The following is a 20965-nucleotide window of genomic DNA, read 5'->3' on the forward strand; positions in this document are numbered from 1 at the left end:
GAAGTCAGGACTAAATGTCTCGTTTATCCTGACCTCTAAAAACTAATACACTTTGTAGCAGCAAATAGATTGGCGTATGTCTTTGGCTTTGGATAGAATCAATACATTATAATTTTTGATATCGAGCTTATGCACGCATTTTTAGAATACATTCCGTTAGTAATTTTTTTCGTTTTTTATAAGTTTGCCGATATTTATTGGGCAACTGCCTCATTAATCGTTGCATCTGCTATACAAATAGCCTATTTCTTAATACGAAAACAGCCAATTCCAAAAAGAAATCTAATTTTCTTTGGTTTAATTGCCGTATTTGGCGGCCTTACTATTTATATGCATGACGATACCTTTTTAAAATGGAAGGTAACTATTATCCAAGGTATTTTTGCTATTGCGCTGATCGTTAGTCAAAAAGTATTTAATAAAAATATTATGAAAGAGTTTTTAGGTGAAGCCTTAACCTTACCCGAAAACATCTGGAATAGATTAAATCTTGCTTGGGCGCTGTTCTTTGCCCTATGTGGTTTCCTCAATTGGTACATTGCCTTTAACTTTAGCTTAGAAACCTGGGTTAACTTTAAAGTATTTGGCTTAACGGCGTTAACTTTTGTGTTTGCTATTGGCTCGATAATATCATTGTATAAATATATGCCGGAAGAAAAAGAAGAAGAAAAGCAAGAATAGCTTGGCATGCGTTTTTCGCGGCTGTTAATTAAATAATAATTTTTTGGATGTAAAATGTTTTATCTTATCTATAGTGAAGATGTTGAAAATAGCTTAGCGCTACGTATGAGTGTACGCGAAAATCATTTAGATCGTTTACGAGTGTTGCAAGATCAAGGCAAGCTACTTGTAGCGGGTCCTTGCCCTGCTATTGATAGTGAAAATCCAGGTGATGCAGGTTTTACGGGTTCACTTATTATTGCAGAATTCGACAGTTTAGTCGCTGCTCAGCAGTGGGCTGACCAAGACCCTTACATAGCCGCGGGCGTTTATAAGAACGTTACCGTTAAACCGTACAAAAAAGTACTTCCAGCATAAGTATTGATTTTTAGCCATGAATAATAAAAATGTGAGTAAATACATATTGGCAAGCTTACTACTATTTTCTAATGTGGTGTTGGCTAAAAATAACGTAGAAATGTGTGAAACAAAAATGGACACTTTATCCGAAGTGTCCCGTTGTTTGGATGGCACTAAAGAAAAGAAAGATCGAGAGTTACAAACTTGGGTAAATAATCAAATTTTTATCTTAGAAGAGTTAGCGGCACACAACGGTCGCCGCACGTCGCTCGACATGTTTAAGCGATCACAGCGCAATTTTATTAGCTATCGGGAAAATAACTGTCGGTGGCAATATTTAGTCGTTGCGCCAGATGAAGGCGCCGCTGTTGCTTATAAAAAATGTTATATAACATTGACACAATATCGCATTGAAGAATTATCCAACCTTAATAAATAGTTAATTTTATCTCATTATCTCTGGTTAAAAAAACGTCTTATCATCATGATAAAACGCCATAACTTACGTTCATTCATAGACTAAGTTATTTCTAGATTAAGTTATTCATCGCTTGATATACAACATGTTGTTAACATTATGTAATCATGACAAACTAGCTCCACTTAATTTAATGGAGTAAATTTATGTCCGCACATAAACACATCTATCTTTACACGCTCCTCACGTTATTATTTATTAATCTTGTTGGCTGTGCTTCAAAACCTATCGGCACCTCTGATCAGTTAACACTAAAAACAGCGCGCTATGGCCATGGGGTTGTTAATGACGGAGATAAAATATACGTCATTGCTGGTGCTAATCAGTCTGGCTTCCTATCAGATATAGAGATTATTGATCCGTCTACGAATGAAATTAATGTCTTGGCTAATAAAGTTATTCCAAGAAGGTATTTTTCTGCGGTTTGGGACGGCAAGCATTCGATATATATACTCGGTGGTGTTAGCCTGAAAAATAAAAAGTTTCGGTATGAAAAACGAGTGGAAGTATTTAATACCCAAACAAATACCGTAAGCTTTGCCAAGCCTTTGCCTGCGCCAACACGAATAAACAGCGCGGTATTATTGCATGATAGAATTTATGTTCTAGGTGGTGCATATCCTAAAAATGCTAAGTTATCACCTACTGCATTAGTAGCTGTGTTTGATATAAAAAATGACAGTTGGGTGAGAGCAGCTAATATGCCTACGGCAAAGACTACTCGCGCGTTTGTTAAAGATAATTTTGTCTATGTTGTTGGCGGCTATGACAGGGTTTCTTCTCTTGATGTATTTGAACGTTTTGACCCGATAAAAAACCAATGGCTATCGCTCCCCTCCCTGCCCGCTAAAATCAGCGCCCACAGCATAAGCCTCATCGAAAATAAATTATTTATTTTTGGCGACTATAACAACTTAACCTCTACTTATAGTTATGATTTTGATGCGACCAAGTGGGAAAAACTAGCTATAGACTATAAAGCTAGTCGCCATAATGCCACAACAACGCTAGGTGAAAGCACCTATGTTATCGGCGGTAATACCGGTACAAAAGGCCCGTTCCTTGATTATATTCAAGTATTTAAGCTGTAATAGAAAACGTGACTATCGGTTTATATAAAGCTTTATTAATACTTTATAAGTAAATTAAGGCTAAAATTTATTTTTAGCCTTTCATATTTTATATTGTTATTTTTACAACTATAAATGTAGTTTTTGGTAAGATAAGCGTCGTAATAAAGCTTGATATACAGTGCAATTTACCCTAGATTATGGATATATTACACATTAATGATTAGATTCAATATTTACGATAATAAATCACACTGATCATTAAATCTTTAAAGTCACTTTTACAGTCACATGCTATTCACTGAACTATTTTGTAAGGTATACCACAGCCTAAAATTCAGCCTTTGCATAAATTAATATGTTATTGATATTTTTATTTTTTATAATATCAAATGACACAACTTACAAGCTATTAATTGAATTACCTTATGGAAATATTATCAAGCCTTTCAGTTTATTTAAGTAATCCACGCACCTCTTTAAATAATAAATTATTAAAAATTTGCACGACCATTAAGGCTGCTATTCCTGAATGTGATCGCGTAAATATTTGGCTATTCTGTAGCGACTATTCTGAAATGCTTACATTGATGTGTGTCGATGAAAAAGGGCAACAATCGATAGGTGAACATTTACTTGCAAGTGATTATAACGATTACTTTACGCATATTATAGAGAATGAGTTTTTAGTTGCTTCTGATGCAAGAGATAACGAGATATCAAAATGTTTTAACCATGGCTATTTTAAAGCGCACGACATCCGATCTTTATTGGATATTACCTTCAAAAAAGACTTTACCCCTTTAGGCATAATTTGCTGTGAACGTACAGGCAATAAAACAGAGTGGCAGCCAGAAGATATAAAGGTACTTAAAAGCATTTCTGTAAAGGCATCGTTATTCATTAGTGATAATGTTTCCGATACTTACGCGAGTAAATCCAAAGAAAGTATCATTAAACTGCTAAATAGTTAGTTTTTATTTATGAACAATTAAATCTAAATAAAAATCTCATTAACACGGCTATAAATCACATATACTCTGTAAAAATTAGCTTTTAATTTGGTAACGACTTAAAGCAGCATCAATAATTCCGGCTACTATCAAAGCGACTAAAAGTAACTGACCGGCAATGGCAGCAAAAATATCGGGCGCTTTCATTAAAGTTGACATCAGCGACTCTTCGTAATAAAAAAACCACTGATGATCGCCAGGAAATATCACCGTGTGCAGATAATAGAATATCTGTGTAAAGCCCCATACTCCCAGCATAGAAACTACCAAAAAAACCAAACAAATTAACGATGCTAACTTTTGTTTTCCTGTTGGCATTCGCCTTATTGAACTCACACTTAATAGCTTTAACTTACTAAAATATAATAGTAAAAAACTAAGCATGAAAATTAAATTTATCCACCAAATATATCCAACTTTATCGAGTAAATTAGCAACATCTTGTAAGTGCTGAACTTCACTTTTAGTTAACAGCTTTTGTATTTCAGCCTGTTCGTTCACATAACTTATTTCGGCTAAACCATCACCGTGTTTGTGAATAGATTGAACAATATCGGCAAACTTTGTTGCATGTAATTTAATATCACTGATCGGAAAGTCACGTTTACCTTGGGTATTCTTAGGCACATTAGTGCTAATCACCTCATTAATTTGTAATGTGGAATACCAAAAGCCGTATAAAAAGTTAGTTGCTTTACTCGCTTGCCAACTTATACCTAAAGAAAAAATGAGTAATGTTAAAGCAAAAATACACCAAATAAATTGTCGAATGAATAGCGGTTTAAACATGGAGATTATAAAGCCTTTTTGATCATTGAGCGGGAAGTTTTTGTCCATCTAACTTGATATATAAGCATGCGTTTTACCGAGAAACTGTTGTTCGCATCACTGAAAATAAAGTCATGTTAAAACACATAATAACAGTAGCATAACGCAATAAAATAAAACTGTATTCATTACATATTTCTTATCTATATTTCTTACCTATATTTATAATAAACCATGGTCAATTGTCTTGTCTCAGTACTAATCACATACAGTAGTGAACAACTTATTAGCTATGAAAACAGCATTATAATTGAAAAATTTAACGCTGGATTTATGATTATCTATTTGCCTGATAACAAATTATTTATTCTCTTTATCTCTCTCACTAGTCAATTATTAAGTATGGCGATAAAACCATTCATCAGCTGGGCTTCGCTAGTCAAAATAAGCATCGATAAACAGATAAGCTGTTAATTATTAGCGCTGTAATTAAATATTTTGACCCTGAATAATGAGCAAAGCACGAATGAGTTAGGTATAAATCGCAGGCAACAAAAATAGATAAAATAATACTTGAAATAACAGCTCAACCGATATACTGTATGTTTATACAGTATATCGAGGTCGGTACTATGATTAACATTAACAAAATAGATTTAGAAATAAATAACAGTAGCTTAGCTATAAATAACGCGATTGAAAGTCCGCGTGAAATAAGTTTATCTTCTACATGGTGTAATATAGTACCGGTGAATAGTCCTTATGACTTATCTGAAAAATACCAAGATATTTGTCAAAATCATCATGATGATAACAAATGGATTTTAATGATTAATCCTGAAAACAATTCGCTAGAACAACTCTCTAGTATGGGTAAAATTAATCCTGAAAAAATACTAAGAGTTAATGCAAATAAGGTTAATGTCAGCCTAGAGCATATTAAAAATACGTTATTAAAAGGCACTTGTTCTGCGATGATTTTGTCAGATACTGATTATAATCAAGCTCAAATAAGAGAAATATCGCGTTGTGCTGCTTTAGGAAAAACTCACTGTATTTTATTGCAAAAAACAAATTTTCAACAAACAAGCCAGCTTCATTAATTTACTACAGCAGGCCACTACAGTAGTTCACTGCGAGTAAGCTATCGATAAGTTAATCTGTAGATAGCTTAACCTTTAGATTACTTATTCTGTTGGTTAGTAATTCTGTAAATATTAATAGTATCCGCATTGCTGTTATCAATAAGGCCTTAGAAAAGCTATAAATGATTAAAACCCTATTGGCGGTCATGATAAGCTAGCTAAAATTTTAATTTAATAGTAATAGCTTATTTACATGTTATGTCCATGCGGCTCAGAACAAGCCTACAATCAATGTTGCCAACCTTTTATAATGGCAAGCAAAGCCGTTAATACCCCCGAGCAACTCATGCGTTCACGCTACTCTGCCTATGCAAATAAACAAGCAACGTATATTTACCTCACTTATGCAAAATCTAGCCAAGTTGAGCAATCAGTTGAAGATATTGCACAATGGGCTGCACAAACAACATGGTTAAAGTTAATCATTCACTCTGCCAGTGATCATAAAAAGAATTTAGCTAACAATGAGCATGCTCAAGTAGAATTTTCCGCCTTTTATCAGCTCAACGGGAAAATTTGGCTAATGCGAGAAAAATCTAATTTTGCAATAGAAGACGGCAAGTGGCGATATCTTGATGGTGATGTGTCAGATAGCAAAGCGTATAATAAACCCAAAAGAAATGAGTTTTGCTTTTGTGGAAGCCATAAAAAATTTAAACAATGTTGTGCAAAAAACCTTTAAGCAACAGCATCCATCAATGGTGCTTTCACAATCGTTGTTTGCACTGCAGCTAACCAAGCCTGGGCATTAAAATCAGCCCTTTGCTGTGTTTTTTCTATCGATTTGTTTTGGTGTTTTTGTTGGCAATACAAACTTGTATTAGTCATAACAGACTGGCTTATATGTTTGGCATCGTCACGAAATACTAAAGGTCTGGGATTAAGCGAGTTAGTTAACCGTAGGTGTTCTAACTGCTGTAATTCTATCAAGCTGGCCTGATTGTACATAGTTATATCTTCAACGTTGTTTAACGCGATAGGCGCTTCATTGGGTAATTGAAAATATTTTCTTAGCTGTTCTGATGTCGTGATTTTTTCAGTAGTTTGTGAAAGTGGTAACTTAAATTGGCTATGTGCTCTAACATCGTCTGTTAGCATAGCAAGTAGAAGAGAAAAATCAGCACGACGATCATGATCAACACTTTCGCTAAGCTGCTCGCCTAACTGAAGTTCATGAACAAGTATGTCGTTTGATAAAGCGTCTAGTGTCAAAATAATCTACTGTTTTACTGCCGATAATATTACTATCGGCAGTGTGGTAAATTACTTTAATATTTCAGGTAATTAATAATTAATTTTTATAATAATTACAATCTATTGGACAATTATTATGCACTAAGCAGTAACATGCTTAATGGGCCAGCTAAGGATAAAAGTCGCACCGCCATGTTCACTGTCAACTACAGAAGCACTTCCGCCATGCCATTCCATAATTCGACAAACAATGGCGAGACCTAAACCAAAACCACCTGTTTCTCGATTACGAGATGTATCGCCACGAGAGAAAGCGTCAAATATAGTACATTTAAAGTCATCTGACACGCCTTCGCCATTATCAGTTACTTTTATTTGACAGTGATCATCTTTTTGCATGATGGTGATGTCTATTTCACCTTTACCGTATTTTATAGCATTTGAAATGTAGTTATTTAGCGCACGTGCGATAAATTGACGATCAGCCTGAACGCTAACATCTCCAAGCATATTATTAATATTAAATTTTTGATCAAATTGTTGATAATTACTGACCTGCTTTTCAACAATTTCAACCAATGACTCTTCATTGAAGTTCAGTTCAGGTCTGTCATTATCAAAACTAGCGTAAATCAACATTTCATTAATTAATTGTTCTAACTCACAAATATCTTTGCTAATAGCATTACGATACTTTTCTTGTTTAGCTTTATCATCGGTGCAGGCTAACATCTGCAAAGCAAATTTAGTGCGCGCTAAAGGGGTACGTAATTCATGTGCAACCGCAGTTGATAACTCTTTATGAGCATCAATTAAACGCTTGATTCTACTCGCCATAGTATTAAACGCAGTTACCATGGGCTCAGTCATCTTAGAGCTTGCTTTAGGTGCTACAACATCAAAACTTTCTTGACCAAAGTCGATAGCTGTTTTTCTTAATTGATCCAAGTCACGAGATAGAGGCCGTAACCAAAAGAACAATATACAGGCTAAACATGCTAGCAAAATAACGCGAATTAATGCTTCTACTCTTGGCCTAGTAGGCATTTTAGCTGGTCCTAAAACAATCATCGTGCCAGCACTGTTGATTCTGTGATGAATTTCTACTGCGTCATTATCATAATATATATGGGTATTATCTTCTTTAATAACGTCATTACGTTGATGATTAATTACTTTTTCTTGTTGTTCTGATATTAACTTTAACGGTAACTGCCATTGCTGTGCAGCACCCGAAATTATCTCTGGCCATTCATTTTCTGGATGTTTTTCTAAATAATTAGAAAGTGATAACAACATGCTTTTATAGCCAGTATATGATTCAATATCTTGTTCAAGATATGAACTCCATACTTCATCTAGCATCCAAGAGAATACGATAAAAATAGAGATAATAAGAAAATATAAGCTGAAGAATGAGCGACCAAGTTTCATCAAAATGCCTAAAAAGAGAGGAAAAGTACTGATGAGATGGCGTAGCACCCCATCAGCTTACACAATATAAAAATGATTAACTCCACGCATCTGGAACAAATAGGTAACCCTGTCCCCAAATGGTTTTAATACGAAAAGGTGTTTCATTACTGTCATGCAATTTTTTACGTAAGCGCGATATACGAACATCAACACTTCTATCCATGCCATCGTACTCACGACCAACAACCGCTTTATAAATATAATCACGATTTTGTACTTCGCCAGAGCGGCTAGCTAATAACCAAAGTAAATCAAATTCTTGGCTAGTAAGATCAACATTTTTTCCGTGCAATGTCACCTGTCTAGAGCCACGGCTAATATGTAGTTCGCCACAATCAATTTCAGCGTTTTCTTTACCTTCAGAAGGCAGTTGACCACGGCGTAAGAGCGCATTAACACGCGCTAATAATACTCTTGGCTCTACTGGCTTAATTACGTAGTCATCAGCACCAATTTCTAAACCTAGCACTTGATCAAAGTCAGTGCCTTTAGCAGTAAGCATTAAAATAGGACCTTTGTATCCAGGTCGTAAGTCTTTACATACCGCAAAACCATCTTTACCGGGTAACATAATGTCTAAAATGATCAAGTCTGGCACGAATTTATCAACGCGTTTTTCGACCGTGTCACCTCTAAATTCTTGCTTAACGTGATAGCCTTCACTTTCTAAAAACTCAGCGACTAAATCCGACAACTGGCGGTCATCCTCAACGAGTAATATCTTCTTAACTGACAATTTACTATCTGACATTAACTTGCTCCTACTTTGTTACGCTGTATTAACAGCACTTCATGGTTGTATTATCAACACGGTTCAATGTATACGCTGGCTAATAAAAAACAACCATTGAAAGTATGAATGACTCTAATATTTATAAGCTTAAAATGTTTATGGTAAATTAACAACGCCATGTACAAGGTGTTACGGCAATAGCACAACTTATTACCCGGTGATTACATTTAATTACAACAACAATAACAAGCTGATTTTATTGTTTTTTTATAATAAAAAGGACAAAAATACAATATAAGTGTGTTGATATGAACACAAATTTTTACTTAGTTGCGATCGCAATTTATTATATAATTAATTTGCCTTCTACTCAGTGTAAAACCTAAATAATCGTTATGCCGACTCACGCCGCTAAAATAAAAAAAACACCTATAGAGCACTCAATTTCCGAAGAGTCAAAAGCCAAGAAATCGCTATTTTCTGTCATGCTTGTCGTGCTATTTAGCAGTGCGGGGATCGCCTTACCTTACCCGATATTAGCACCTATTTTTCTCAATGAAATAAGTCCATTAACTACCTTCTATGATTTACCCAGCAAAATATTACTCGGTATTATTCTGGCTATATATCCTTTAGGTGTTATTTTAGGAAGCTCAGTGCTCGGCGCTGCATCAGGAATTTATGGACGAAAGAAAACCTTAATCATCACCTTAGTATTAACTGCCATCAGTTATGTCTTATCGGCTTTAGCCGTTATTGCTGAGAGCTTCCTGCTGCTAATTTTAGCGCGATTTCTTACGGGTATTTTTTCAGGCAACATTAGCATAGCCAAAGCCGTCGCGGTAGATTTATCACCAACGCTTGATAAAACTTACACCTTTAACCTTGTTAACGCTACCGGTTATTTAGGTTGGTTACTTGGCCCTTTAGCCGGCGGATTACTCGCCGTATATGGTTTGGAAACAGTTTTCTATTTCGCAGCCATTGCCATAATTATTGCTCTTATCAGTGTTGCATGTTTACTACATGCTGATGCCATTAACCCAACCATTAACAAGATAAAATTTTCACAACTGTTTAGTAAACAGAACTCATTCGCCCTACTGGCCAATGATAAAATTAGGCGTATCTTTATAATTTATTTATTGGCAACGCTCGGTTTAAATGCATATTACGAGTTTTATCCGGTTTGGTTGGTTGAAAAATTTGACTTCAACAGCCCTGACATAGGGTATATCACGGTAGTGTTAACTTTGTTTATGACCATAACCAGTGTCTTTTTTGTTAAAAAGTTAAAATACTTGCTAGGGCTGAAATTTGGCGCAATTGTAGGCATGGTATTAATGGCTGCGTTATTTAGTTTGCATCCTTTACTAACAGAAACGAATGTCTGGCCCATCTATGCTCTAACAGGCATAGCTATAGCTATTTTCAATGGTTTATTACCTGTGTATATTTCTGAGCAATATGCTGATATCGAGCAAGGACAACTCATGGGATTAATTACCACCACATTTAGTGTGGCAAACGTGCTTATGGCACTTATCGGTAGTCTATTGGCATTGCTTGGTGCCCATTGGGCAATATTATTTGGTGCAGTTTTACTTATCATAGCTTCTGTCGACTTTCATTTTAGTCAGGAAGATATTCGTTAAGTGTTATTACCCCTATTTCAGCGATACTTTAAGTTAAATGTTTTCTCTAATAGATCGTTCTGTCTCATAGTTAACAACCATCGTGAAAATTAAACCAATAAAATTAAACCAATATAGATAGGCTATAATTATACTTTATATCCACTGTTTAAATTTTCTGCCAGTGATATTTAATCTTCGAGATAAAAGTACTTTCCCTATATCAAACCTCGCGCTTAACGTTGAATTTCATCGCAATATCACTACTGCTAATGCGTAAGTTCTGGTAGCATAAGCGCAAAATAATTATCGAGCTTCCAAATGAAAATCATCTCTTTTAATATTAATGGTCTGCGTGCACGTTTACATCAATTGCAGGCAATTATCGACAAACATCAACCTGATATTATTGGCCTGCAAGAAATTAAAGTCCATGATGAAGTTTTCCCGTTGGCGGATGTTGAAGCCATGGGCTATCACGTATATTTTCATGGCCAAAAGGCACATTATGGCGTTGCTATGTTGTGTAAAAAAGCGGCTGATGTTGTCACAAAAGGCTTTCCAACCGATGATGACGAAGCACAAAAACGTATGATCATGGTGCAAACAACCGACGAAAATGGTGAAAAAGTAACTGTATTAAATGGTTACTTTCCACAAGGTGACAATATTGCCCATGAAACTAAGTATCCTTATAAGCGCCAGTTTTATAAAGACTTAATGCAATACTTAAATGAAAACCATACGCCTGATGAAAATGTTGTAGTGATGGGAGATATTAATATTTCACCTACGGATTTAGACATAGGCATTGGCGAGCCAAATAAAAAACGTTGGTTAAAAACTGGAAAATGTAGCTTTCAACCAGAAGAAAGAGAATGGTTAGCTACGTTAATGAATTGGGGCTTTACTGATACCTTTAGAGCTTTGCACCCGAGCCGTGAAGAAAGATATTCCTGGTTTGATTATCGCTCACGTGGCTTTGATGATAATCGCGGTTTACGCATTGACGTTGTACTAGCAACAGAGAAACTTGCTAAACGTTGTATAGAGTCCGATGTTGATTATGAACTTAGAGGCATCGAAAAGCCTTCTGATCATGCCCCGATTTGGTCTACGTTTAGTAAATAAAAGTTTTCTAACCTACAACTTAAAGGGCGTATGCCCTTTTCTTATCTAAAAACATAGTATTGATAATTATGACTATAGCTGACTATGCTTGCCCATTATGTAGTTTACCCCTACTCAATCAAGCGAAAATATTTCGCTGTGACAATAATCATAGCTTTGATCTTGCAAAAGAAAACTATTTAAATTTACTGCCAGTACAATTTAAACATTCAAAAAATCCCGGTGACAATAAGGCAATGGTAAATGCTAGACGGGCATTTTTAGAAAAAGGTCATTATCAACCGCTAGTGGACAGGTTGGTCGCCCTATACCAGGAAAAAATAATTACTGTCCCCGAAAAGCCGACTATTGTGCTTGATGCTGGCTGTGGTGAAGGGTTTTATACGCATCAACATAAAACGGCTGAAAATACCGTTTACGGTGTTGATATTGCCAAAGAAGCCATAAAAAAAGCCGGTAAAAAATACCCACAATGTCATTTTAGTGTCGCGACATTATCAAAGCTGCCTTTTGCTGACAGTTTGTTTTCTTGGATTGTATCGGTTTATGCGCCAATTTTAGAGCAGGAATTCACCCGAGTTTTATCCAATGGTGGTTTTTTGTTAACCGTTACACCAGCGAAACAGCATTTGATGCAACTAAAACAGCATATTTATGATGACGCAAAAGAGCATGATGTAGATAAATTACCAATTGAACACTTAGCACTGGTGCATCAAGAAAATATTTCTTATCAAATGCACTTAAAAACCGGTCAAGACACGCTAAATTTATTAGCTATGACACCTTTTGCTTTTAAGGCGAGTGAAGAGGTTAAGCAAAAATTATCAAATCAAGATGACTTTATCTGTCAGGCTGATTTTCTTATTCGCCTTTATCAAAAACAGGGCTAAAAAAAAGCGATACAGGTTCACTGTATCGCACTTTTTTTATCGCTCTATCAACAAGTTAATTTCTGTTAAGAAGTTTTGTAACGATTTTGAAAAGTTAAATTCAATAGTTGCGCTAGGTCTAAATAACGTGGACGCTTAGTCGACAGCTTAATATCACCACCACTTTGATTAACGCGAGCAACACTTTCTTTGTACCAATTTTCAAGACCAGGAGGCAGGAACTTATCGGCTTTAATCCCCATAAATATCAAAGCTTGTAATGGAAAACTTAAAATACAAAGGGTATATAGCAGTGCTTGCGGTAAAACAGCCATAGTGCCCAAATACACCTGCATAATTAAGCAAAAAAGCGCTAGGCCTGGCATGATTTTACAAACCAAACGACTAACTTTTACGGCCTGATATTCAGCAAAATATTCACCGAGTTCAGCGCGAGATGGCCATAAATTAATGTATTTTCGGCCAAGCAATATAATTTCTAATATAGATAACTTCATAACCGATACACTACATCAGGGGTTAATTAAAAGATAGTACAAACTTGTTACCCATTCGCAGTACAGATGTTCTAAGAGGACCATTATTGCTGACGTTTTATTGCATAATAGCAATATTTCAATCACTTGTTAGTTAAGTCGTTCCGATCGTGACATTACTTACATACCAAAATAAACTATCAATGGTAATTCACTATGTTATTTCTGGGTTATATTAGCATAGAAAATTAATGAATTAGTTAGCCAAACTTAGCAATAGGAAACGGTTAGATATCTTTTAACCCGTAAAAATGAACAGATAAATTTTACTGTTAATACTAGCATAGCCTCAGATGCTGATAGTTAATTACGTGTTATAAAAACGCATCCTACTCACTCGATTTTTATTCAGCTGTATACTGGAGCTATACATTGGGTGCAATTCGAACACATTAGTAGTCATCCAACAAAAATATCAATATATAGGCAGATATGCCCTATAAATAAGTCTGTCTTTATCTGCTTTACTCATTAGCACTACATTTTCCTAACTTATCTATTACCCTTTGTATATATTTTTATGCTGTTATTTTTTAACCACCTATTTAAATCAATAATAAACATGTAGTTACACACTTAAACAATAGTTGCACACAATGATATCCACAGGTTATGTGGATATCATTAAATGAACAATATAAAAACTAGTACAATTAATCCACGCTATAAGCCCTTATAGACATAGAAATACGCTTGCTTGATAGCAATAATCAAATTAGTGCGCATTAAACACAGGTTAACCAGTTAAAAACCATAGCCTTCAAGCTCTAGATTACCATATGGTAATAGTTTAACCGCTAGAGTTAATGGTCATAAAAAGCTATAGTAGCGACATTAACATCTAAATAAACTAAGTTGATTTATGAGTATTTTGACCCTGCGCCGTTTATCGGAAACATTTTCTATCCATAGTTTACGACGTGAAAGTTCAATACCGGATGCCGTATTTAATGCACCAATATTCTTCTTGGCAAAAACCTATGACGAAATTTCAATTGTGCTACCAGAGCACATTGAAATTGATAGTGAAGAAGCTGAACATGGCTGGCAAGCATTTGAAGTCGTTGGGCCACTCGACTTTACCTTAACCGGCATAATGTCGAACATATCAACGGTGTTAGCGAATGAAAATATCAGTATTTTTGCTATTTCGACCTTTGATACTGACTACGTTTTAGTAAAATCAGATAAATTTGAAGCTGCAAAAACTGCACTTATAAACCATAACTATCAAGTGATATAACTCAGGAAATATAATGACAATACTTTATGGCATTAAAAACTGCGATAGCGTAAAAAAAGCAAAAAAATGGTTAGAGCAAGAAAATATCCCTTATCAGTTTCACGACTTTCGAACGGATGGTTTCAGCGCTGCATTATTAGCAGAATTTACAAACTCTGTCGATTTAATCGCGTTGTTAAATAAGCGCAGCACTACTTTTCGAAATTTATCTGAAGACATTAAAAATAACCTGACCGATGAAGTGATGACAGAGGCTATTTTAGCACAACCCACATTAATAAAACGCCCGCTACTTAAGCATAACCAAGCATTTTTGGTTGGCTTTAAAGATAGTCAATATCAAGAAACTTTGCTTTAGGTACACGTTATCATTATGAAAAAACATAGTAATTGCACTATTTCATTAGCCCAAGCGTTGATTGAACGCCCTTCTGTTACCCCTGAAGACTTCGGCTGTCAGCAACTCATGTCTGAGCGTTTAGCCAAGTTAGGTTTTAATAATGAAAGTATGGTATTTGAAGATACCACCAATTTATGGTCTCGAAGAGGCAACTCAGGTCCAGTATTTTGTTTTGCTGGCCACACAGACGTTGTGCCTGCGGGAAATTTAGAAAGCTGGAAAAACCCACCTTTTGATCCCGTTATTGCTGACGGTATGCTTTATGGTCGTGGTGCTGCAGATATGAAAGGAAGTTTAGCGGCAATGATAGTAGCAACAGAGCGATTTGTTGCTGATCACCCTAACCATTCAGGCTCAATTGCATTTTTGATCACGAGTGATGAAGAAGGCCCATTTATAAATGGTACTACCCGTGTTATTGACACACTTGAAGCACGAAATGAAAAAATTGATTACTGTATCGTTGGCGAGCCTTCGAGTACAAGTAAACTCGGTGACGTTGTAAAAAATGGCCGTCGTGGTTCAATATCTGGCGAATTAACCATTCATGGCAAACAAGGTCATGTTGCGTATCCAGATCACGTCATTAATCCTATTCATAAAGCCATGCCTGCTTTAGGCGAGTTAAGTGAATTGCATTGGGATAATGGTAATGAATATTTTCCCCCAACCAGCTTTCAACTATCTAATATTCAATCAGGCACTGGCGCTACTAATGTGGTTCCAGGGCACTTAACAGCACTATTTAACTTACGTTATAGTACAGAACTAACTGCAGAAATGATCGTTGATAAAGTTGAAGCATTATTAACTCGGCATCAATTAGACTTTGATATTAACTGGGTATTTAACGGCCAACCATTCATTACTGAGCCAAGCACGTTAGTTGACTCTGTCGTTCAAGCAATTAAAACTTGCTGTAATATAACACCAGAGCTTTCTACCAGTGGTGGCACGTCAGACGGAAGGTTTATTGCACCAACAGGCGCTCAAGTTGTTGAGCTTGGTCCGTGTAATGCTACTATTCATCAAGTTAATGAATGTGTTGCTGTACAAGACTTGATTTTATTGACCGATGTGTACTATCAAACCTTGGTTAATGCTTTAATCAATGATGCGTAAAATGACTGAACTTGAACTAATATTAACAGGTAAAACTGACAGTCATATTCATTGGTTAACTGATAACGTTGGTATTCATCAAGAAATGTTGTCGGCATTTACGCAACTACAACTCGCTGCACAAAGCGCAGGTATTGCACTAACAATAGCCAGTGGCTTTCGCAGCTTCGAACGACAATTAACTATTTGGCAAAATAAGTTTTCGGGCACTACAGCCATCAAAGATGCCTCGAATCAAAGAGTAGCGATTGATCAAATCAGTGAAGAAGAAAAAATACACGCTATTATGTTATTCTCTGCGCTGCCGGGTGCCAGTCGCCATCATTGGGGCTGCGATATTGACGTTTACGCAAAAAACTTATTGCCGGCAGAACAATCTTTAGCATTAGAACCATGGGAATACCAAGCTTCAGGACACTTCTATCCGTTAACTGTTTGGCTTGCTGAACATGCAAAAGCATTTGGTTTCTTTTTGCCTTACGATAAATTTCGCGGTGGTGTTGCTCAAGAGCCTTGGCACCTTTCATACATGCCTTTATCTCAACACTATCAACAGGCATATACTGAAGCACTTTTGGCTGAAACAATACTCAACAGCGAAATTAAAGGAAAAGACTTACTTCTCGCGTTATTACCAGCGCTTTATCAACGTTATATTGCCAATATAGCCGATAATTAATCGCGTGCTAGTTAAAGGTAATTAGCCTTGCTGCAGAAAGCTTTATTGGGTGATGAGTAGAAGATTTTTATAAATTTATTCAGAGGTTAATTTATGACCAGTATATTAAATGAAGATTGGGTCGCCCCAGCTATCGTTATAGTTGCATTAGTTATTTTAATAGGTAATTTAAGTACTTTTCAAAAAAGTGCTAAAACACCATTACGTAAGAAAAGCTTGAACGACTTGAAAGAAACCATACCAAGAACCCAAAAGTCGCCTCATAAAATGCCAACAGTAACCAAAGATACTGTGCATAGCCATAAAACAAAAAACTCCGATTAACGGAGTTTTTTTATGCAACAATACCAGTTAAAGCAATGGCTATTTTAAAGATTAAAAAGCATCTTTAAATGACAAGCCGGCTTCCATTACGTCAAATATTTTCTCTAAAGTCGCTTCAGGTAAAGCACTACCTTCTTCATCATATAGAGTAACCGAAGATTTTTCGGCCACTTTCTCTACTTGAAATTGGTACTTACCATTTGGTAATTCGACTACCGGTAGGCTGTCTCCCCAAATGCTATTCCAAAAACTCGCTTGAGGTTTAACATAATCAACATAATAAATTTTAGTTGTTTCATTTAAATCTGTAATACTAAAACCATGATCTTCAAAAAATAATGGTAAGTTAGACCATAATAAATCTACATCAATTTCTACAATATAAGCAGCTTCACCAGAAACGTTCTCACTTAAACTAACAAAAGTTTGATTAGCACGTAATAAGCGATTTTCTTGCTGTTTTAAACGATATTGAAAATCAACTTGCGCTATTATTTCATTAAGCATATTCATTTCAGCGCGTTGCTGATCAATAATGTCGATACGCTTACTGCCGCCTGCCTGATCTGTTTTGAGGTAGTCAAGCAACTCAACCACTAATGAAACACTGCGGCCATGAGATTTACTTTCAAGTATATAGCGATACCGAATACTTTCAGAAATTTCTATTGATTTAAAAGGCCATGTGCCTGTTTCTACTTCTTTGTTATACCAATCTGATTCAAAAACCAAACCAGCTTCGTCTATTTGTTTTAATTCAACATTATCTGTCGCTAACTCGCTTTCTAATGCTTTGGTAATAAAACCTTTAAGGTCTTCTTTCTCGAGCACTTGATCAAACCACACTTTAGAAATCGACGTGGTGTTTTCTGTACGCGTTGACGCCGCGATCGGCAAAACAAGTGATGGTGCACGCACATCAACATCTGCACCAACGGGGCCTTCATGGTTTATTTCATCAGTTACAAAATAGGTGTTAACTTGTTTAGGCTTAGCTATACCTGCAGGTATTTTTAACGCTGTTGCTTCTTTTTGTTCCGCGTATTCAAAATCGCCTACCGCTTGCTTATTATTTACAGTACCGCAGCTAGCCACTGCGACACTTAATAATGAAAAATAAAATATCTTGCGATTCATTAACACTCCCGAGGATACAAACCTGAATCTTTCTAAATTTAATTTTGCTTGTTTAGTATTTATAAGTAACATTTTTAGTCATTACGACACACAATAATTCTGATATCGTAAAGTTCAAGCAATACATCTATAACGCCGTTTTGATTACTGAATCAGGGGTAAGTTCCCCAAACTCATCTCTTTTATTTAAAAGCCGCTAAATTAAAGGAAATAGCGCTAAATTGAGCAGCGCACCATGGTACTTGCCTGAAAATACAAACACAAGATATTGAGGCATATTTATCTTAAAAAGAGCGAAAAATGCTATATTTTCATCGTAACTTTAGCGCATAGTTACGCTTATAAGTATTTTTTAGGGGAGTTTTACTTGCGGTTAGAATTATCCCTTAAATTTCTATGTTTACTTATACCCATTTGATTCATTCAGTGATCTAGTTTTTCATGAGGATAAATCGATAGTTACAAGGCATAAATTTAGTCAGTAGTTATCTACTTATAAATTTTATAACGCCGTAATTTACTTTTTAACCATTAAAAATGAGCAGCTAATTAATCAAATTGGTATAACTCTCAACTTGGTATAACTATCAACAATAGTTAAAAGTATGACCTGTTTAAAGAGGAAAAAACCGAGTTATTTTAATTTTACTTTGATTCTAAGTGAGGTTTTTCTTGGTTACATGAGATTTTAAAAGCTTTATCGACTGCCGATAACATGGTGGTAAACATTACCGCGAAAATAATAGCTTCATTTGAAAAAAACCGAATCCCGGGATATTTATCGAATAATACCGTTATTGAAATTGAGACGACAAATCCGATCAACGAATATAAAAGCCAAACCTTTACCGATGAATTCATATTTTATTCTTCCTTGTTATAAAACCTTTATGTAAAGGTAGTTGATTAAAAAGCAGAGTGTGAATAATCAACTATCCAAGGTGCCGCTTGTTGTTAATGTTAATGTTAAGCTTTTTTATGACTGCCATCACACAATGGCTGATTATTGGTTGATTTACAGCCACAAAAATAAACTTTTGTTGACTCTTTGGCGGTATATTTCACAGGAGTAAATTCTGAACCTTTATGTGAACCATCACAAAATGGCTGGTTTTCACTTTGCCCACACGCACACCAAAAATAACTTTTTTCTGCTTCTACCTCAATGCCAAATGGAGTGTCTGAAGCTCGTACTGGTTTACCCATAAGATATTCTCTGTCGTTTAATGTCTAAATTTAACAGCATTTTGTTAGCGTCTTTAATCAGTTTAGCAATAATTCCCCAAGAGCCAAGTTTCTATTTTCGCGTTTTGGTGTTTTAGTTAAATACTTTGCCGCAGAGTAAAGTCATACAGATAAACATGGGATAGTTTTCAGCGTTTGGGTTTCGTTCAACTTAGCTATCAAAACATATTCTTGTATTGACGAAAATAAGCTTCTATAACGCTTAAGTCGTCAGTCCTATGGTAACTTTAACTACACTGGCGAAAACAAAGTACATAAGTAGGCCTATTGACCTTTTTCGCCTTCTATATAGCAATTCTTTAACAATAATTTCGTTGTTAACGCTTAAGTTAGAACTCCAAATCAAGAACCAACGTATTCTTAACGTAAATATTGTTTCATCGAACGTAAGGGTCGCATTGTGAATAGGTAAAAATAAAAGTAATTTGTTAAAAACAATGTCGCCGTTAGACTTAACGATAAACCTAGTCGATAGTCTATCGTAACTTACCAAAATAGTACTATTTGCAATTACGTGCTGAGAAGTTTGCATCCTTTCAAACATTTATTTAACACCTCATGAGACTGGAGAATTTAATACAAGGAGAACACAGTCGTTAAAATTATTGAAAATAAGTCTAGCAACAAAGTTCGTGTAAAATAATGACGCTTTATATCGCTACATATTATTCAACTCAAACTAAAGCATAAACGCTGCTACTGCATTTCGCTTTACTTAACTTTACTCAAAAACCTGCACGCTCGCTTTACATCAGATGACTTTTTCTTTGCTTTATATTTTGTATATAAAGGGCCATTTTTAATATCGATTTAAGGCACTATTTATTAAGGCACTATTATAAATTTGAGGCTTTAGCGCTGATTTTTGCACTCCAAATATTTTTTGATATAGGCGCTGCAAGCTTTGTTAACATAAAGTGTAATACGTGATTACCACAACACCTAAGCTTTTTTAGTAACGCTGGCGCTGTATCTGAAACAATAAAGGCTAGCTGGCTGGGGTCATAATAGTGTCGAGCAACAACGGTTCCACACTCTAACCCTGCATTCGCCAAACCTTCTAAATATTGCTTTTCGGATATTACTCCGCCGCCACATGCTGCTCTCAATGCGCCGCTGTGTCGAATCCACCAAGGCAGGTTTTCTGCGACTATGTCTGAAACCAACATTTTTCCATTTTTCTTTAAAACCCGCGCTATTTCGTTGAAAGCGCTTTGTTTGTCATTTGATAGATTTATAACACAATTCGATATAACCCAATCAATAGAGTCTGATTCAATTGGCAAAGCCTCAATTCTCCCCATCCTAAGGTCAATATTGTGATATTTCTGAATTCTATTTCTCGCTAACGTCAACATATCAGTATTACTATCAACACCAATCACACGACCACTTTCACCCACTTTTTCGGCGGCAAGTAGTAAATCTAAACCCGCTCCGCAGCCTAAATCTAGTACAGTTTCCCCAGGTTTTACTTCACAAAATGCCAGTGGGTCACCACAACCAAATGAGTGTTCAATGATGTTTTCAGGTAAATCAGACAGCGTTTCAACACTATAGTCGGCAAATTTACCGCCAGCAGTTTTAGAGACCAGGGTATTTAAGTCTGCATCGATTGCATTCGAATATGCTTTTGATATTTTATCGTTTTCAAATTTCATAATTTATCCCCTAGTTATGTTTACTCTTAGATATTCAGGTGCGAGTGCAATAACAATAAATAG

23 protein-coding genes are annotated in these 20965 nt (G+C 35.7%); 15 read left to right on the top strand and 8 right to left on the bottom strand.

What is annotated here, in order from left to right:
• The first annotated feature begins 129 nt into the window (after nucleotides 1–129).
• The 5 genes from A3Q33_RS19945 (at nucleotide 130) to A3Q33_RS19965 (ending at nucleotide 3542) form a co-directional block, all read left to right on the top strand.
• Entirely contained in the window at nucleotides 130–681 is a 552-nt protein-coding gene (locus tag A3Q33_RS19945; RefSeq protein WP_081181860.1) for a septation protein A, read from the top strand.
• A 54-nt stretch (nucleotides 682–735) separates the two neighbouring features.
• A complete protein-coding gene (locus tag A3Q33_RS19950; RefSeq protein ID WP_081181863.1) occupies nucleotides 736–1038 on the top strand; it encodes a YciI family protein in 303 nt (100 codons plus the stop codon).
• A 16-nt stretch (nucleotides 1039–1054) separates the two neighbouring features.
• Entirely contained in the window at nucleotides 1055–1459 is a 405-nt protein-coding gene (locus A3Q33_RS19955; RefSeq protein WP_081181866.1) for a lysozyme inhibitor LprI family protein, read from the top strand.
• Between the two features lie 185 nt (nucleotides 1460–1644).
• The gene (locus tag A3Q33_RS19960) at nucleotides 1645–2589 is read left to right on the top strand and encodes a Kelch repeat-containing protein (protein WP_081181868.1); all 945 of its coding nucleotides are present in this window, start codon (nucleotides 1645–1647) and stop codon (nucleotides 2587–2589) included.
• A gap of 407 nt (nucleotides 2590–2996) precedes the next feature.
• On the top strand, nucleotides 2997–3542 hold the full coding sequence (locus tag A3Q33_RS19965; RefSeq protein ID WP_081181872.1) for a GAF domain-containing protein: 546 nt from the start codon (nucleotides 2997–2999) through the stop codon (nucleotides 3540–3542).
• A gap of 75 nt (nucleotides 3543–3617) precedes the next feature.
• Here A3Q33_RS19965 and A3Q33_RS19970 read toward each other — a convergent pair whose 3' ends face one another.
• The gene (locus A3Q33_RS19970) at nucleotides 3618–4370 is read right to left on the bottom strand and encodes a lipoprotein intramolecular transacylase Lit (protein ID WP_196798013.1); all 753 of its coding nucleotides are present in this window, start codon (nucleotides 4368–4370) and stop codon (nucleotides 3618–3620) included.
• Nucleotides 4371–4981: 611 nt separating this feature from the next.
• Here A3Q33_RS19970 and A3Q33_RS19975 point away from each other — a divergent pair.
• Complete coding sequence (locus tag A3Q33_RS19975) at nucleotides 4982–5452, top strand: hypothetical protein (RefSeq protein WP_081181878.1); 471 nt, start codon at nucleotides 4982–4984, stop codon at nucleotides 5450–5452.
• A 235-nt stretch (nucleotides 5453–5687) separates the two neighbouring features.
• Nucleotides 5688–6176: a YchJ family protein gene (locus tag A3Q33_RS19980; RefSeq protein ID WP_081181881.1), complete on the top strand. Its 489-nt coding sequence runs from the start codon at nucleotides 5688–5690 to the stop codon at nucleotides 6174–6176.
• Here the strand turns inward: A3Q33_RS19980 and A3Q33_RS19985 are convergent.
• The 3 genes from A3Q33_RS19985 to A3Q33_RS19995 form a co-directional block, all read right to left on the bottom strand.
• Entirely contained in the window at nucleotides 6173–6706 is a 534-nt protein-coding gene (locus A3Q33_RS19985) for a VC2046/SO_2500 family protein (protein WP_231295735.1), read from the bottom strand. The two genes, A3Q33_RS19980 and A3Q33_RS19985, sit on opposite strands and share 4 nt — an antisense overlap.
• Nucleotides 6707–6829: 123 nt before the next feature.
• A complete protein-coding gene (locus tag A3Q33_RS19990) occupies nucleotides 6830–8122 on the bottom strand; it encodes an ATP-binding protein (protein WP_081181887.1) in 1293 nt (430 codons plus the stop codon).
• Between the two features lie 76 nt (nucleotides 8123–8198).
• The gene (locus A3Q33_RS19995; RefSeq protein ID WP_081154034.1) at nucleotides 8199–8915 is read right to left on the bottom strand and encodes a response regulator; all 717 of its coding nucleotides are present in this window, start codon (nucleotides 8913–8915) and stop codon (nucleotides 8199–8201) included.
• A 377-nt stretch (nucleotides 8916–9292) separates the two neighbouring features.
• Between A3Q33_RS19995 and A3Q33_RS20000 the strand changes: the two genes are divergently transcribed.
• From A3Q33_RS20000 to rlmA, 3 genes are all read left to right on the top strand, one after another.
• Nucleotides 9293–10552 carry an MFS transporter gene (locus A3Q33_RS20000; protein ID WP_081181889.1) on the top strand — a complete coding sequence of 420 codons (1260 nt, stop codon included), beginning with the start codon at nucleotides 9293–9295 and terminating at the stop codon, nucleotides 10550–10552.
• 300 nt (nucleotides 10553–10852) lie between these two features.
• Entirely contained in the window at nucleotides 10853–11662 is an 810-nt protein-coding gene (gene xthA / locus A3Q33_RS20005; protein WP_081181892.1) for an exodeoxyribonuclease III, read from the top strand.
• Between the two features lie 68 nt (nucleotides 11663–11730).
• Nucleotides 11731–12555 (top strand): 23S rRNA (guanine(745)-N(1))-methyltransferase, encoded by an 825-nt coding sequence (gene rlmA, locus A3Q33_RS20010; RefSeq protein ID WP_081181895.1) that lies wholly within the window; start codon nucleotides 11731–11733, stop codon nucleotides 12553–12555.
• A 65-nt stretch (nucleotides 12556–12620) separates the two neighbouring features.
• Here the strand turns inward: rlmA and yfbV are convergent, their stop codons facing one another.
• The gene (gene yfbV, locus A3Q33_RS20015) at nucleotides 12621–13052 is read right to left on the bottom strand and encodes a terminus macrodomain insulation protein YfbV (protein ID WP_081181897.1); all 432 of its coding nucleotides are present in this window, start codon (nucleotides 13050–13052) and stop codon (nucleotides 12621–12623) included.
• Nucleotides 13053–13953: 901 nt separating this feature from the next.
• Between yfbV and A3Q33_RS20020 the strand changes: the two genes are divergently transcribed.
• The 5 genes from A3Q33_RS20020 to A3Q33_RS20040 all read left to right on the top strand — a co-directional run bounded on the left by A3Q33_RS20020 (nucleotide 13954) and on the right by A3Q33_RS20040 (nucleotide 16859).
• A complete protein-coding gene (locus tag A3Q33_RS20020) occupies nucleotides 13954–14334 on the top strand; it encodes an ACT domain-containing protein (RefSeq protein WP_081181900.1) in 381 nt (126 codons plus the stop codon).
• Between the two features lie 13 nt (nucleotides 14335–14347).
• On the top strand, nucleotides 14348–14692 hold the full coding sequence (locus A3Q33_RS20025; RefSeq protein ID WP_081181902.1) for an ArsC family reductase: 345 nt from the start codon (nucleotides 14348–14350) through the stop codon (nucleotides 14690–14692).
• Nucleotides 14693–14707: 15 nt separating this feature from the next.
• Complete coding sequence (dapE, locus tag A3Q33_RS20030; protein WP_081181905.1) at nucleotides 14708–15856, top strand: succinyl-diaminopimelate desuccinylase; 1149 nt, start codon at nucleotides 14708–14710, stop codon at nucleotides 15854–15856.
• A 1-nt stretch (nucleotide 15857) separates the two neighbouring features.
• A complete protein-coding gene (locus tag A3Q33_RS20035; protein WP_231295736.1) occupies nucleotides 15858–16535 on the top strand; it encodes a M15 family metallopeptidase in 678 nt (225 codons plus the stop codon).
• Nucleotides 16536–16628: 93 nt separating this feature from the next.
• Nucleotides 16629–16859 carry a hypothetical protein gene (locus tag A3Q33_RS20040; RefSeq protein WP_081181907.1) on the top strand — a complete coding sequence of 77 codons (231 nt, stop codon included), beginning with the start codon at nucleotides 16629–16631 and terminating at the stop codon, nucleotides 16857–16859.
• 51 nt (nucleotides 16860–16910) lie between these two features.
• On the opposite strand, the gene bamC is transcribed toward A3Q33_RS20040, so the two are convergent.
• The 3 genes from bamC to A3Q33_RS20065 all read right to left on the bottom strand — a co-directional run bounded on the left by bamC (nucleotide 16911) and on the right by A3Q33_RS20065 (nucleotide 20902).
• The gene (gene bamC, locus A3Q33_RS20045) at nucleotides 16911–17996 is read right to left on the bottom strand and encodes an NlpB/DapX family lipoprotein (protein ID WP_081181910.1); all 1086 of its coding nucleotides are present in this window, start codon (nucleotides 17994–17996) and stop codon (nucleotides 16911–16913) included.
• Nucleotides 17997–18962: 966 nt separating this feature from the next.
• Nucleotides 18963–19202, bottom strand: a complete 240-nt coding sequence (locus tag A3Q33_RS20055) for a CDGSH iron-sulfur domain-containing protein (protein ID WP_081181915.1) — start codon at nucleotides 19200–19202, stop codon at nucleotides 18963–18965.
• 875 nt (nucleotides 19203–20077) lie between these two features.
• Nucleotides 20078–20902: a methyltransferase domain-containing protein gene (locus A3Q33_RS20065; RefSeq protein WP_081181920.1), complete on the bottom strand. Its 825-nt coding sequence runs from the start codon at nucleotides 20900–20902 to the stop codon at nucleotides 20078–20080.
• Nucleotides 20903–20965: the final 63 nt, after the last annotated feature.

The organism is Colwellia sp. PAMC 21821, from assembly GCF_002077175.1.
Taxonomy (GTDB): domain Bacteria; phylum Pseudomonadota; class Gammaproteobacteria; order Enterobacterales; family Alteromonadaceae; genus Cognaticolwellia.